This window comes from Tsuneonella dongtanensis (genome assembly GCF_001698205.1).
GTDB lineage: Bacteria > Pseudomonadota > Alphaproteobacteria > Sphingomonadales > Sphingomonadaceae > Tsuneonella > Tsuneonella dongtanensis.
Genome location: NZ_CP016591.1, coordinates 663,991 through 677,440, shown reverse-complemented (window position 1 = coordinate 677,440; position 13,450 = coordinate 663,991). Strand labels below are relative to the sequence as shown.

Annotated in this window: 13 protein-coding genes; 8 read left to right on the top strand and 5 right to left on the bottom strand. The window is 67.7% G+C overall.

Annotated features, from left to right (window positions below):
- Positions 1-15: 15 nt before the first annotated feature.
- On the bottom strand, positions 16-1,554 hold the full coding sequence (locus A6F68_RS03335) for a long-chain-fatty-acid--CoA ligase (protein WP_067676310.1): 1,539 nt from the start codon (positions 1,552-1,554) through the stop codon (positions 16-18).
- Between the two features lie 83 nt (positions 1,555-1,637).
- Positions 1,638-2,834: a M20 metallopeptidase family protein gene (locus tag A6F68_RS03330; RefSeq protein ID WP_067676305.1), complete on the bottom strand. Its 1,197-nt coding sequence runs from the start codon at positions 2,832-2,834 to the stop codon at positions 1,638-1,640.
- 87 nt (positions 2,835-2,921) lie between these two features.
- Between A6F68_RS03330 and A6F68_RS03325 the strand changes: the two genes are divergently transcribed.
- Both A6F68_RS03325 and A6F68_RS03320 read left to right on the top strand, forming a co-directional pair.
- On the top strand, positions 2,922-3,902 hold the full coding sequence (locus A6F68_RS03325) for a diacylglycerol/lipid kinase family protein (protein WP_067676303.1): 981 nt from the start codon (positions 2,922-2,924) through the stop codon (positions 3,900-3,902).
- Positions 3,899-4,786, top strand: a complete 888-nt coding sequence (locus A6F68_RS03320) for a hypothetical protein (protein ID WP_067676301.1) — start codon at positions 3,899-3,901, stop codon at positions 4,784-4,786. Before A6F68_RS03325 ends, A6F68_RS03320 begins: the two co-directional genes overlap by 4 nt.
- Position 4,787: 1 nt before the next feature.
- Here the strand turns inward: A6F68_RS03320 and A6F68_RS03315 are convergent, their stop codons facing one another.
- Entirely contained in the window at positions 4,788-5,279 is a 492-nt protein-coding gene (locus A6F68_RS03315; RefSeq protein WP_067681971.1) for a DUF2141 domain-containing protein, read from the bottom strand.
- Positions 5,280-5,509: 230 nt separating this feature from the next.
- Between A6F68_RS03315 and rpe the strand changes: the two genes are divergently transcribed.
- The 3 genes from rpe to purH are packed head-to-tail and all read left to right on the top strand — an operon-like array spanning position 5,510 to position 9,620.
- The gene (gene rpe / locus A6F68_RS03310; protein WP_067681968.1) at positions 5,510-6,184 is read left to right on the top strand and encodes a ribulose-phosphate 3-epimerase; all 675 of its coding nucleotides are present in this window, start codon (positions 5,510-5,512) and stop codon (positions 6,182-6,184) included.
- Positions 6,184-8,022 carry a heparinase II/III family protein gene (locus A6F68_RS03305; RefSeq protein WP_074428266.1) on the top strand — a complete coding sequence of 613 codons (1,839 nt, stop codon included), beginning with the start codon at positions 6,184-6,186 and terminating at the stop codon, positions 8,020-8,022. The genes rpe and A6F68_RS03305 overlap by 1 nt, the downstream gene beginning before the upstream one ends.
- 8 nt (positions 8,023-8,030) lie before the next feature.
- Entirely contained in the window at positions 8,031-9,620 is a 1,590-nt protein-coding gene (gene purH / locus A6F68_RS03300; RefSeq protein ID WP_067676298.1) for a bifunctional phosphoribosylaminoimidazolecarboxamide formyltransferase/IMP cyclohydrolase, read from the top strand.
- Positions 9,621-9,631: 11 nt separating this feature from the next.
- Here purH and A6F68_RS03295 read toward each other — a convergent pair whose 3' ends face one another.
- A complete protein-coding gene (locus tag A6F68_RS03295; RefSeq protein ID WP_084001560.1) occupies positions 9,632-10,459 on the bottom strand; it encodes an META domain-containing protein in 828 nt (275 codons plus the stop codon).
- The gene (locus A6F68_RS03290; protein ID WP_067676294.1) at positions 10,438-12,009 is read right to left on the bottom strand and encodes a phytoene desaturase family protein; all 1,572 of its coding nucleotides are present in this window, start codon (positions 12,007-12,009) and stop codon (positions 10,438-10,440) included. Before A6F68_RS03290 ends, A6F68_RS03295 begins: the two co-directional genes overlap by 22 nt.
- A gap of 111 nt (positions 12,010-12,120) precedes the next feature.
- Here A6F68_RS03290 and A6F68_RS15140 point away from each other — a divergent pair, with 111 nt between their 5' ends.
- Genes A6F68_RS15140 through A6F68_RS03280 form a run of 3 tightly spaced genes read left to right on the top strand, consistent with a single transcriptional unit; the run spans position 12,121 to position 13,449 of the window.
- Positions 12,121-12,270, top strand: a complete 150-nt coding sequence (locus tag A6F68_RS15140) for a hypothetical protein (protein ID WP_198152661.1) — start codon at positions 12,121-12,123, stop codon at positions 12,268-12,270.
- The gene (msrA, locus tag A6F68_RS03285) at positions 12,267-12,944 is read left to right on the top strand and encodes a peptide-methionine (S)-S-oxide reductase MsrA (protein WP_067676291.1); all 678 of its coding nucleotides are present in this window, start codon (positions 12,267-12,269) and stop codon (positions 12,942-12,944) included. Before A6F68_RS15140 ends, msrA begins: the two co-directional genes overlap by 4 nt.
- Positions 12,945-12,987: 43 nt before the next feature.
- Positions 12,988-13,449, top strand: a complete 462-nt coding sequence (locus tag A6F68_RS03280) for a Fur family transcriptional regulator (RefSeq protein ID WP_067676287.1) — start codon at positions 12,988-12,990, stop codon at positions 13,447-13,449.
- Position 13,450: the final 1 nt, after the last annotated feature.

The window sequence follows — 13,450 nt, the reverse complement described above, 5'->3', positions numbered from 1 at the left end:
TGCAATCAAGCGGAGTCAATTCACCTGCCGCTCGCGCCCTTCCCAGTACGGCGCGCGCAGTTCGCGGCGAAGGATCTTGCCCGACGGATTGCGCGGCAGGAAGTCGACGAAGTCGACCGTCTTGGGGCACTTGAAGCCGGCGATCTTCTCGCGCGCCCAGGATACGACGCCGTCCGCGTCGAGCGTTGCACCGGGGCGCCGCACGACGACCGCCTTCACCGCCTCTCCCCAGCGTTCGTCTGGCACGCCGATCACCGCGACGTCGGCAATGTCCGGATGCCCGTAGAGCGCACTCTCGACCTCGGCGGGGTAGACGTTCTCACCGCCGGAAATGATCATGTCCTTGATCCGGTCCTGGATGAACAGATAGCCGTCCTCGTCGAGGATCCCCGCATCGCCGGTGCGCAGCCAGTTGTCGGCCGACAGTACGCGCGCGGTCTCGTCGGGCTTGTTCCAGTATCCTGCCATGTTGGTCGGACTGTTGATTGCCACCTCGCCAATCGCGCCGGGCGGCAGCGCGTTGCCTTCTTCGTCGAGGATACGCAGGCCGACCGAAGGCAGGGCCTTGCCCGCGGCGCGCATCACACGTTCCTTGCCCGGGCCATGGTCTTCCGGCCCCAGACACACGACGGTGCCGTATGTTTCGGTCATCCCGTACATCTGCGCGAAATCGCACTGGAGCCGCTCGACCCCGCGCTTAAGCAAATCGAGCGGGATCGGGCTGGCGCCGTAGCCCATCCCTTGGAGGTTGGAAAAATCGGCGTCCTTGGCATCGGGATGGTCGAGCATCATCGCGAGCGCGGCCGGCACGAGAAACGCCTGCTTGGCGTTGTAACGCTGGATGTCGCGGATGATCAGTGCGGGATCGAACTCGGTGTGTATGATGAGGTGCTGGCCCGCATTGAGCGCGCCCGTCACCGATCCGATTCCCGCGATGTGGCCGAAGGGCATCGCATGGATCAGTGCGTCGCCGGGTTCGGAGGTGAACCAGCCAAGGCCGGTTTCCTGCACGATCGGTCGCAGCACTGTGGCATTGCGATGGGTCAGCATGACGCCCTTCGGCATGCCCGTCGTTCCCGAAGTGTAGAGCATCAGGAAGACGTCGCCCCGGTCGACCGGGGTGGTCACAGCCGTGTCAGCTTGAGAATCGCGCCACTGATCGAAGCGATCGTCCATTATCGTGCGCGGTCCATCGAAGGGCTGCGCCTCGAACTGGGGCTCCACGAAGAGCGCCGACGCGTCGCAATCCTTGAGGATGTACTCGATCTCGGCGGGCGCGAGCCGCCAGATGACCGGCACGATGATCATTCCCGCCCGCGCGCAAGCCATCGCCAGTTCGCAGGCGCGCGCGCCGTTCTTGCCGAGGTAGGCGACGCGGTCGCCTTTCTTGAGGCCCATGGCCGCAAGACCATTGGCGATCTGGGTTACATGCCGGTCGTAGGTTTCCCAGTCGATCGTTGCGTCCCCGTGGCGAAGCGCGATCTCGTGGGGCATCGTGGCGGCCCATTGCGCAAGCGCTTCGCCCAGAACGCGCGACTTGTCTTCGAACTCCATTCGGCTCTCCCGACGATGTGACCCCTGGCAGGGATTCTTCTGGAGAACAGGTTGCTGTAAGGAACGGGTTATCGCAAGCGGTGTCAGTCGAACCCGCGCTCGAGGAAGCGCATCGCGCACCCGGCGAGGAGGGCGGTCCCGCGCGGCATCACGCTTTCGTCGACCACCATGCGGGTCGAATGGATCGAGCAGCACGACCGCCAGTCGTCGCCTTCGTGCGCCACGCCGAGGAAGAACATCGCCCCCGGGACCTTTTCGAGCAGGTAGGAAAAGTCTTCCGCACCCATGATGGGGTTCGGCATCGGGGTCCACGCCGCCTCGCCGAAAAGCTCGCCGGTCACCGCGCTACCCAGCGCGACTGCACGCTCATCGCATACGGTGACGGGGAATCCCCGCTCGATCGAGACGCGTGCCGACAGGCCGTAACCGGAAGCAACGCCCTTTGCGGTTTCCTCGACCAGCGCATGCACCGTTTCGCGATCGCGCGCCGACAGCGTTCGGATCGTGCCGCGCAAAGACACGCGGTCCGGGATAACGTTGTGCGCTGTCCCCGCCTCGATCATCGTCACGGTGACCACCACCGCGTCCGCGGCGTTGAAACGGCGGGTGACCATGGCCTGGATCGCCGAAACGACCGCGCAGGCAGCGGGAACGGGGTCGAGCGTGTCGTGCGGCATCGACGCATGACCTCCGCGCCCCTCGACCACGATATCGAACTGGTCGGCCGCCGCCATCAGCGGGCCGGCCCGCCCCGCTACCGCGCCGTGACGCGCATTGGGCATGATGTGCAGTGCGAAGGCAGCATCGGGCAAGGGATCGATCAGCCCGTCGTCGAGCATGTGCCGCGCACCGTGGTATCCTTCCTCACCAGGCTGGAACATGAACTGGACCTCGCCGGCGATTTCGTCGCGCCGCGCGCACAGAACCTCTGCAGCGCCCGCGAGCATCGCGGTGTGGGTGTCGTGCCCGCAGGCATGCATCCGACCGGGGATTGTCGAGGCGAAATCCAGCCCCGTCTCCTCGGGCATCGGCAGCGCATCCATGTCGCCGCGGAGCAGCACTCTCAGCCCGGGCTTGCTGCCTTTCAGCGTCGCGACCGCGCCGGTCGTCGCCCCGCCTTCGCGCCACTCGAGCGGAAGGTGCGCAAGGGCCGCGCGGACCTTCGCCATGGTCTTGGGGGTCTGGAGGCCGAGTTCGGGTTCGGCGTGGATGGCGCGGCGCAGGGTCACGATCCGATCCGAGATCGCGCGCGCCGAATCGAGCAGGTCGGGGTGCAGCATGGGAGCGAGAATAGACTCGTTTCGCACCTTGGGGCAAAAACTTGTGGCAGGGCGGCGCAGCGAACCTCTAAAGGCCGCTCGACGACCATGGGCCTGCCAAACGCCTCGATCCATCTTGCTCCCGCGGCCGAGGGCCAAGCGGTGGTCGGCGTGGTGTTCAACCCGCGCAGCCATCGCAACGCGAAGCTGCACGAGCGGCTTGCCGCACTGCCCGGAGTGCATGTCGCAACTCCGGAAAAGCGCGCCGACCTTCGCCCCGCGCTCGAGGAGTTTCGCGCCAAGGGCGTTCAATGCATCGCGATCAGCGGCGGGGACGGGACCGTGCGCGACGTCCTGACCGCCGGGTTGCCGCTGTTCGGCGACGAATGGCCGGCGCTTGCCGTACTGCCGGCGGGCAAGACGAACGCTCTCAACGTCGATCTCGGCGCACCCAAGCACTGGACCGTCTCCGGGGTGATCGACGCGCTTTCCTCAGGCCGCCGCGTGATCCGCCGCCCGCTGGTTGTCCGCGATCTCGAGGGAAGCGGCGAGCTGGCTGGGTTCGTTTTCGGGGCAGGCGTTTTCACCACTGCCATCGCCGCGGGCCAGGACGCGCACCGGCTGGGTGCGTTCGACAGTCTCGCGGTCGCCGCCACGGCAGGTTGGGGCGTGATCCAGGCGCTGTTCGGAACCGACCGGAACGTCTGGCGTCGCGGCGTCGAGATGGCGATCCGCACGGGTGGCGCCCGGACGGATCTCCCCCGCACCCGGTGGGGCGATCCGGCACGACGGATGTTCGTGCTCGCCGCCACTCTCGAACGCTTTCCTGCCGGTGCGAAGCCGTTCGCCGCGCTCGAAGGACTCAAGCTGGTCGTCCTCGACCATCCGCGACGCCGGGTCCTTGCGACCATCCCGGGGATCGCGGCAGGATGGGACAGCGAATGGCTGGCATCGAACGGGGTGCACCGCTGTGCGACCGACCGCATCGAGATCAACCTCGCCGATCGCTTCATTCTCGATGGAGAGGCTTTTCCGGCAGGGCATTACGAGATCGTGCCCGGACCGGCGCTGTCGTTCGTCGTGCCGTGAGCGGCGGACTCGAAGATCGGATTGCCGCTTCGCTCGAAGCCGCGGTCGCACCCGAAGTGCGCGAGATTGCCGGGCAGCTTGGGCGCGAAGCCGGCGCGCGCGCGGTGCTTTTCTACGGCTCGAATCTCAGGACCGGATCGCTGGACGGCGTGCTCGACTTCTATGTCCTGCTTCCGGGTGCACAGCACGAACGGATATGGCCGCGCGTTTCCTACCGCGAATGGCCGGCCGAAGGTGCCGTGCTGCGCGCAAAGATCGCCACCCTGACGCTCGAGACGTTCGCGCGGGCGGCGAGCGGGGCTTCGCGCGACACCACGATCTGGGCGCGCTTCGTCCAGCCCTCGGCGCTCGTGTGGACCGCGGACGAAAGTGCACGCGCGCCTGTAATCGCGGCGATCGCGGCTGCTGCAAGGACAGCCGCCCGGCTCGCCGCGGCGCTGGGACCGGCACGCGGTACCGCTTCGGAATACTGGCGCGCCCTTTTCCGCGCGACCTATCGCGCCGAATTCCGGGTGGAGAAATCGGGCCGCGAGAACGACATCCTGTCGGTGAACGCGGCGCACTTCGAGGGATTGCTGCCGACGGCATGGGAAGCCGACGGGATCGCTTTCGACCGCCATGGCGATGAATTGGTGCCGCGATTGTCACATGCCGAACGGCGCCGCATCCTGGCCTGGTGGCGGACTCGCGAACGCCTGGGCAAACCGCTCAACCTGCTTCGACTGACGAAGGCCAGCACCACCTTCGACGGTGCCGCTGCCTACGCCGCCTGGAAGATAGAGCGGCACACCGGGGTCGCGATCCCGGTCACCCCGTTTCGTGAAAAGCATCCTCTGCTCGCCGCGCCGGGCGTGCTGTGGAAGGTCATGCGCGCACGGCGCTGAATTACATGTAGCGCATCTGGATGCGGATCGACTTGACCCCGCTGCCGACCTCGAACGCGGTCTTCGTGTAGCTCGGCTTGCCGAGATTGAAGATGTTGATCGACGGATTGTTCGACATACCGCCGCCGTCGCTCGAAATGTCGGTCTTGCCATCGCCATCGAGGTCGTGGCGCACCGCGATGCCGTATGATCCGGCTGAGGGCACGGGGACGCAGAACGTCATCGTCCCGGCGCGCGCGGGCGCCTCGATGCGGTTGAGCCAGCGGCCCTTCTTGAGCCAGTCGGCAGCGGTCGCGTTGTAGCTCTGGACGCGCACTTTGCCTTGCGCCGCCTTTACTCCGTCCACCGTGACCAGCACCGCGGGGCCCGCACCGCTACGGCACTTGCCCATGTCGTTCGATATCGTGGAGCGGTAGGGCGCGGCGGATGTCGCCGCTGCACCGATGGCAAGCACACCGGCAGCGAGCAGGGTGGCGGGCAGGCGAAGCTTCATGGCGGTCATCGGAATATCCATATGGCGGGGAATGCGCGCGGCTCAAGCCTTTGCGCGCCGGAATGCCCCTCTGTTCAACCGCGAAAATGGCCGAGCGGGCCTGAATTTGTGCTGAATTGACACTCGCGCCACAGTATCTGGGAGAGGCGTGTGGAAAAGGGCGCCCCCTTGCTTGTGCGCGCGCGAGGGCGATGGTTAAGCCCGCTGCAGGCATCTGGAGCCCGAGCGCAATGGCCGCCCCGCTGATCAGCCCTTCCATCCTGTCGGCCGACTTCGCACGGCTGGGCGAGGAAGTGCGCGCGATCGACGAAGCCGGTTGCGACTGGATCCATGTCGACGTGATGGACGGGCATTACGTCCCCAACCTCACGATCGGGCCCGGAGTCGTGAAGGCGCTGCGCCCGCACACCGCCAAGCCGTTCGACGTGCACCTGATGGTGAGCCCGGTCGACAACTGGCTCGAGGCATTCGCCGAGGCGGGCGCGGACATCATTACTGTCCATCCCGAGGCCGGACCGCACGTCCACCGCACGGTGCAGGCGATCAAGGGCCTCGGCAAGAAGGCCGGGATCAGCCTCAATCCGGCGACGCCGGCCAAGATGCTCGACTACCTCATCGACGATATCGACCTCGTCCTCGTGATGAGCGTCAACCCCGGTTTCGGCGGGCAGAGCTTCATCTCCAGCCAGCTGCGCAAGATCGAAGCGGTGCGCAAGATGATCGACAAGACGGGCCGGGCCATCCACCTCGAAGTCGACGGCGGGGTCGATCCGACCACCGCCCGCCAGTGCGTCGACGCGGGAGCGGACGTGCTGGTCGCGGGATCAGCGACGTTCAAGGGCGGCCCCGGATGCTACGCCGCCAATATCGCGGCGCTTAAGGGCCCCGAAGGGGTGAGCGCCTGATGGCCGACGCGCTCGAACAGGTCCGCGAGCGCGCCCCGTCCGCCGATACACGCGCGCTTCCGCTCGGCCCCGGCGTGGATCCGCACGCTCTCTACGAAGCGCCCGGCGAAGTGATCGAGCCGGGCCGCGCGCTCGTCATCGCCGACTTCGCGGCACCGTCGGTCGGCGCGGGCGAGGCGCTTATTCGCCTGGCCTATCGCATGGGCTTTTCCGCCAGCACCCTCGCGCGCCCGTTCGGGAAACCTGCCAAGCCGCGCCTGCTGGGCACCGTCGACAGCCCGCTTGCGGGCGAACGCACCGCCGGCGTGGCGCTGCGCGCGGGCCATTTCTTCGTCCACGGGGTCAAGGCCCCGATCGCGCAGATGGACTTCAAACCGGTCGCCAAGCTGACCCCGCCCTTCGAGCGGACGGTCCACGGTTTCACGTGGCTGCGCGACCTGGCGGCCTGCGCCCCCCGGGAGCAATGCACGGCCACTGCCGAGCGGGTCCTGTCCGCATGGCTCGAGGTCAACCGCACCCCCGGCAAGGGTGCCGCATGGCACGTGGAGAACGCGGGCAACCGTCTGCTCAACTGGCTGGTACACGCGCCACTGATCCTGTCGGGCGACGGCAAGCTGCGCGCGCGAACGCTCGCGGCGATGGAAGCGACGGCCCGCTGGCTCGACCGCAACGTCACCAAGGCGCCCGACCGGTTGGGCGAAGTGGCCGGCTGGACCGCGATCGTGGCCGCCGGATTGCTGCTCCCCGACGGTAAGCCGCGGCGGTTATTCGGCGAAGCTGGTCTCGTGCGCGCGCTCGGCGAACTCGTCGCCGACGACGGCGGCGTACTCTCGCGCAGCCCGCTCGCGCAGATCGATGCGATCGGGCTGCTGATCGAACTCAAGGCCTGCTATCGCGCGGTCCGCCGCGAACCGCCGCCGGCGATAGAGGCGATGCTGGCGATGCTCGTGCCGCCGCTGCTTGGCCTGACCCACGGCGACGGCGGGCTCGGATCGTGGCAGGGCGCGGGTGCCGTCCCGGCCGAGCGCATCTCGGCGCTGGTTGCCGCGAGCGGGGTGCGCACGCGGCCGCTCAAGGAAGCACGCCAGTGGGGCTTCCAGCGCGCGACCGGGGGCAAGGCGGTGCTGCAGTTCGATGCGGCCCCGCCGCCGCTCGCGAAGCATGCACGCTCGGGCTGCGCATCGACCCTCGCTTTCGAGTTCAGCCATGGCCCGCAGCGCCTGATCGTCAACTGCGGCGGCGCGGCGTTCGCGGGCGGGCAGGTGCCGGTGCGGATCGAGCAGGGGCTGCGGGCGACCGCGGCGCATTCGACGCTCGTGCTCGACGATGCCAATTCGACCGCGGTGCTGCTCCACGGCAAGCTTGGTGCGGGCGTGGGCGAGGTCGAGGTCGACCGCCGCGTGCTCGAACTGGCCGGCGGCAAGGCGACGCGCCTCGAGGCCAGCCACGACGGCTACGCGAGCCGCCACGGCCTCACGCATCGCCGCATCCTGATCCTCCGCGACGATGGTAACGAGCTGCGGGGCGAAGACCTGCTGGTGCCCGCGGGCAAGAGCGCCAAGCGCGGCAAGATCGCCTTCGCCTTGCGCTTCCACGTCGGACCGGGCATCGAACTCGGGCTTTCAGAGGACAAGCGCGGCGCCGGCCTCGCCTTGCCCGACGGCAGTTACTGGCAGTTCCGCCTCGGCCAGACCGGCGAGGGCGTGACGCTCTCGATCGAGGAAAGCCTGTGGGTCGACGGCCAGGGCCGCCCGCAGCCGATCGAGCAACTCGTGATCCAGGGGATGACCCCGAGGAGCGGCGGCAGCTTCGCCTGGCTCCTCAAGAAGATGGGATAGAATTCATCGTGACCGACGTGACCATCAAGCGGGCGCTGCTCTCGGTGTCCGACAAGGACGGACTTGCGGCGCTCGGCGCCACACTGGCGGACGCCGGGGTTGAACTGGTTTCGACCGGGGGCACCGCCAAGGCGCTGCGCGACTGCGGGCTCGAAGTGCGCGACGTTTCCGATCTCACGGGCTTCCCCGAGATGATGGACGGGCGGGTGAAGACGCTCCACCCGATGGTCCACGGGGGCCTGCTCGCGGTACGCGACAATCCCGAGCACGCCGCAGCGATGGAAGCGCACGAGATCGGCGGCATCGATCTCGTCGTGGTCAACCTCTACCCGTTCGAGGCGACCGTGATGCGCGGCGCGGAACGCGACGAGATCATCGAGAACATCGACATCGGCGGCCCCAGCATGGTCCGCTCGGCGGCGAAGAACCACCAGTACGTGACGATCGTCACCGACCCGGCCGATTACGACGACCTGCTCGCCGAATTGAACGAACACGACGGCGCGACCTCGCTCGCATTCCGCAAGAAGATGGCCGCCAAGGCGTTCGCGGCGACCGCAGCCTACGACGGCATGATCAGCAAGTGGTTCGCCTTTGCCGACCAGGGGCAGAAATTCCCGCCGATGGTCAGCATGACACGCAAGCTTGCCGGGCCGCTGCGCTACGGCGAGAACCCGCATCAGGAGGCTGCGCTCTACCTTCCCGGCGGGCCGCACACCCGCGGGCTTCCCCAGGCGAAACAGGTGCAGGGCAAGGAGCTGTCCTACAACAACTACAACGATGCCAACGCCGCGCTCGAACTCGCCGCAGAGTTTCGCGGGCAGGACCCGGCGGTGGTGATCGTCAAGCACGCCAACCCGTGCGGCGTGGCGCAAGCCGCAACGCTGCTCGAGGCGTGGCAGGGTGCGCTGGCGTGCGACGACGTATCGGCGTTCGGCGGGATCGTCGCGACCAACGTTCCGCTCGACGGCCCGACCGCAGAGGCGATCTGCCAGATCTTCACCGAAGTCGTGGTGGCACCGGGTGCCGACGACGCGGCGCGCGAAGCCTTCGCGAAGAAGAAGAACCTTCGCCTGCTGCTGGTCGACGACCTGCCCGATCCGCGCCGTCCGGGGCAGACGCTGGCGATCATCGCCGGCGGCATCCTCGTGCAGGACCGCGACAACGGCGCGATCACCGAAGCCGACCTCAAGGTCGTGACCAGGCGCGCGCCGACCGCGCAGGAGCTCAAGGACTGCCTGTTCGCCTGGACTGTGGCGCGCCACGTCAAGTCGAACGCCATCGTCTATGCGAAGGACGGCGTAACAGCGGGCATCGGTGCGGGACAGATGAACCGTAGAGATTCGTCACGTATCGCAGCGATGAAATCAGCAGAAGCGGCGCAGAAATTCGGTTGGGACGCGCCCCGCACCGTGGGCAGCGCAGTCGCCTCCGACGCCTTCTTCCCGTTCGCCGACGGCCTGCTGGCCGCCGCCGAGGCAGGTGCGACCGCGGTGATCCAGCCGGGCGGTTCGATCCGTGACGATGAGGTGATCAAGGCGGCCGACGAAGCGGGCCTCGCGATGGTCTTTACGGGCATGCGCCACTTCCGGCACTGATCGCTTGTCGATCAGAGCGGCGCGGGCGGGATTGCGCGGCGCAGGACGAGTCCTGGCCCGCCGGTCAGCACGAGCCTGCCACCGGATTCGATGCGGTGCCCGGTCACCTGCCCGAGAGCCCCGAACAGCGTTTCGTCCTGCGCTTGCAGGGCCGGCGGGCAGCCGATTTCGGTCACCGCGCCGCCCGGCTCGATCCGCACTCCCCCCGGGCCCAGGGCATACTCGGTATAGAGCGTGTTGCACTCCGCCCGGGCCGACACGCCCTTGGCGGCGAACAGGACGCTGGCAGGGCCGAAAGGCTTGCCGCCAATCGTCTCCACCGTCCATTCGCCAGCGATGGCCGGGATCGGATAGGCCTCGATCGCCAGTCGCGCCTCGGTCCCGTCGGCTGCGGTCAATACGAGCACCCCGGGGAGCGGCTTGCGCCAGCGGACGAGCGTGTCGAGAAAGCCATTGAGCGCGCGTTCGCGAGCAGCGTAGGCGGCGTTGGGACACTTTCCGACCACGGGCTTCTCGCGCCGCGTAAGCGTGATCCGGTCCCCGTCGAGCGCGTAGAACGCGGGCTGGCTGCCGCCGCATCCGCCACTGTGATTGATGAAGTCGGCCGACTGGAAATGCACGAAGGCCTCGTCGCCCGGATAGTCCGTGGTGCCGACGCGCTCGACAATCCACTTGCCGAAGAGCGGACCCTGCGCCGGTCGGGCGGGCGCGTCGGTCGAGGCGACCGGCGTGTCGGGACCGGAAGTGGGCGCGGGCTCGGATGGCGCGGCCATGCAGCCCGTGAGCAGCGGCAATGCAAGTAGCGCCGCCGCGCGGCCTATCGTCTCAAGAAGTTCCATCGCTCCTTCAACACCGCGTGCGCGCAATTGTGCCCCGGCGCGCCGGTGACGCCGCCCCCCGGGTGCGTTCCCGAGCCGCAGAGCCACAGGCCGGGGACCGGCGTGCGATAGCTGCCCGCCCCCAGCGCGGGGCGCGCGGACCAGAGCTGGTCGAGGCTCATGCGGCCATGGAAGATATCGCCGCGCCACAGCCCGAACTTTGCCTCGAGCGCCCGCGGGCTGTGGACCTGCGTGTGGAGAACCTGTGCACGGAACCCCGGCGCATGGTGCTCGATGGTCGCGAGCACCGCCTCGACCGCCTCCTTCTCGCGATCCTCGGGCAGGTCGGGATCGACATGCTGGCAGAACAGGCTCGCCACGTGCTGGCCGGGAGGCGCGAGGCTGTCGTCGACGAGACTGGGGATCAGCATTTCCACGATCGGCGCCTTGCTGAAGCCGTCGTCCCGCGCATCGCGCCATGCGCGGTCCATGTAGTCGAGGCTCGGCGCGATCACGATCCCGGCTTTGAGATGCTCATCCCCCGTAGGCGCGTGGCGGAACTTCGGCAGGCCCGAGAGCGCAAGGTTCATCCGGAGCGAGCCCGAACCCCCGGCATACATGTCCATCGCCCGCGCGAAATCCCGTGGCACCACGTCGCGCGGGACGAGCCGGTCGAACAGCGGCTTGGGACCGAGGTTGGCGATCACCCGCGCCGCACGGACTTCCTCGCCCGAAGCCAGCGAGAGCCCCACGGCCCTGCCCCGCTCGACCAGCACCTGCCCCACCGGCGCATCGGTGACGATCTCGCCGCCTGCCTCGCGCACCGCTTCGGCCATCAGCCTGGTGATCGTGCCCATCCCGCCGGGCACGTGACCCCATGCCCCCTTCTTGCCGTTCACCTCACCGAAGACGTGATGGAGCAGGACATAGGCGCTGCCCGGCGCGTCGGGGCTGGCATAGTTGCCGACGCAGGCATCGAACCCGAACGCGGCCTTCACCGGATCGCTTTCGAACCAGGCGTCGAGCACTTCGCGCGCCGAACGAGTGAACAGCGCGAGCACATCACGCTTTGCCGCCAGCGGCAGCCGCGCGACCTTGCGCGATTGCATCACTGCGTCCAGCAGCGCCCGCGGTCCGCCCCCGGCGTCGGGCGGTATCCGGAGCGCAAGATCGCGGAGCACTTCGGCCACGCCTTCGAGCATCTCGTAATACCCCGGCAGCGCCGCCGCGTCCTTCGTGGAGAATCGCGCGAATTCGGCCTGCGTCCGCTCGAGCCCGCCGCCGAGCACGAGATGGCCATCTCCCAGCGGCAGGAAATTGGACACCGGACGCTCGATCACGCGGTATCCGCGCCGCTCCAGCCCCATTTCGGCGATCACCTTGGGCTGGAGCAGGCTGACGGTGTAGCTTGCGGTGGAGTTGCGGAAGCCCGGTGCGAATTCTTCGGTCACCGCCGCGCCGCCGACCACGCCGCGCGCTTCGTAGAGCCGCACCTTCAAACCGGCACGGGCCAGGTAGAAAGCGCATACCAGCCCGTTGTGCCCTGCCCCGATGATGACCGCGTCGAGCATGGGTTGTCGCCTCTCCGGCCAAGCCTGAACGCCGCGCAACCGGCGCATTAAGCACGTTGCAATACCCCGCCCTGTAACCAAATCGCCTAAAGCAACGAAACAGTGGATGTCATGGGACTGTTCAAACCCGATCTCTATCGCAACTTCGCCATCGGATTCGCGCTGGGTGCGGGTTTGGTGGTATGGCAGGTTGCACCGAATATGACCGACAGCATCGTCCCCCAGGCGCAGGCCGCCACCGTGAGCGCTCCCGCCAAGTGAGGAGAGCCGCTCTCGGTCTCGCGGCAGCATGCCTTGCACTGGCCGCGTGCCAGCAGCCTGCCGTCGCGGGCGAGGCGGCCGTCTCTGCACCCGCCCCCAAGCGCGTCGCCGCCGAGAAGCCCGGTCTGAAGACCGCGGTATTTGCCGGCGGATGCTTCTGGGGAGTCGAAGCGGTCTTCAGTCACATGAAGGGCGTGACCAGCGCAGTCAGCGGCTACCACGGAGGCACCGAGCGATCGGCGAAATACGACATCGTGTCGTCGGGCGTGACCGACCACGCCGAAGCGGTGAAGGTGACGTACGATCCCAGGGTCGTGCGCTACGACCAGCTGCTGCAAGTGTTCTTCTCGGTCGTCGCGGACCCGACGCTCAAGAACCGGCAGGGGCCCGACGTGGGCGCGCACTATCGCGCGGCGCTCGTCCCCATGAGCGAGGAACAGCGCGCGGTCGCCGCGGCCTATCTCAAGCAGATGGCCGCGTCGGGCACGTGGAAGAAGCCGATCGTGACCGGGATCGAGCGCGCGCAGGCTTTCTACCCGGCCGAGACCTATCACCAGGATTTCGCCCAGAAGAACCCGCGGCATCCCTACATCGTGCGCTGGGACGCCCCCAAGGTCCGCGCGCTGAAGGCGATGTATCCGTCGCTCTACAAGGCGAGCTTCACGCCGGATTGAGGCCATCTGGCGCGAAGCGTGCGCACGCATTACATTGCGACCCATGGCCGCCCAGCACCATCATCACGAACACTCGGGGCACGACCTCGTCCACGCCGCCGAATCCGCGCTGACGCAGGCGGGCGAGCAGTGGACCGAGTTGCGCGCGGACGTGTTCGGCGCGCTTGCGGGCCACGCCAGCCCGGCCAGCGCCTACGACATCGCCGACGAGGTTTCCGCCAAGCGCGGCAAGCGTATCGCGCCCAACTCGATCTACCGGATTCTCGACCTGTTCGTGACCAACAATCTCGCGATGCGGGTCGAATCGTCGAACGCCTATCTCGCCAACAGCCATCCCGGGTGCCTGCACGACTGCATCTTCCTCGTCTGCGACGAGTGCGGCGAGGCGACGCATATCGACAACGACGCCGTCTCGAAGACCGTCCGCAGCCTTGCCGAAGCGGCCGACTTCAAGCCCGAGCGGCCGGTGATCGAGATCCGCGGATTGTGCGCTGAGTGTCGCTAGG

Excerpts from the sequence above, each read along its gene's own strand:
- A6F68_RS03335 (WP_067676310.1), bottom strand. The coding sequence starts at position 1,554 with ATGGAGTTCGAAGACAAGTCGCGCGTTCTGGGCGAAGCGCTTGCGCAA.
- A6F68_RS03330 (WP_067676305.1), bottom strand. The coding sequence starts at position 2,834 with ATGCTGCACCCCGACCTGCTCGATTCGGCGCGCGCGATCTCGGATCGG.
- A6F68_RS03325 (WP_067676303.1), top strand. The coding sequence starts at position 2,922 with ATGGGCCTGCCAAACGCCTCGATCCATCTTGCTCCCGCGGCCGAGGGC.
- A6F68_RS03315 (WP_067681971.1), bottom strand. The coding sequence starts at position 5,279 with ATGAAGCTTCGCCTGCCCGCCACCCTGCTCGCTGCCGGTGTGCTTGCC.
- rpe (WP_067681968.1), top strand. The coding sequence starts at position 5,510 with ATGGCCGCCCCGCTGATCAGCCCTTCCATCCTGTCGGCCGACTTCGCA.
- A6F68_RS03305 (WP_074428266.1), top strand. The coding sequence starts at position 6,184 with ATGGCCGACGCGCTCGAACAGGTCCGCGAGCGCGCCCCGTCCGCCGAT.
- A6F68_RS03295 (WP_084001560.1), bottom strand. The coding sequence starts at position 10,459 with ATGGAACTTCTTGAGACGATAGGCCGCGCGGCGGCGCTACTTGCATTG.
- A6F68_RS03290 (WP_067676294.1), bottom strand. The coding sequence starts at position 12,009 with ATGCTCGACGCGGTCATCATCGGGGCAGGGCACAACGGGCTGGTATGC.
- A6F68_RS15140 (WP_198152661.1), top strand. The coding sequence starts at position 12,121 with ATGGGACTGTTCAAACCCGATCTCTATCGCAACTTCGCCATCGGATTC.
- A6F68_RS03280 (WP_067676287.1), top strand. The coding sequence starts at position 12,988 with ATGGCCGCCCAGCACCATCATCACGAACACTCGGGGCACGACCTCGTC.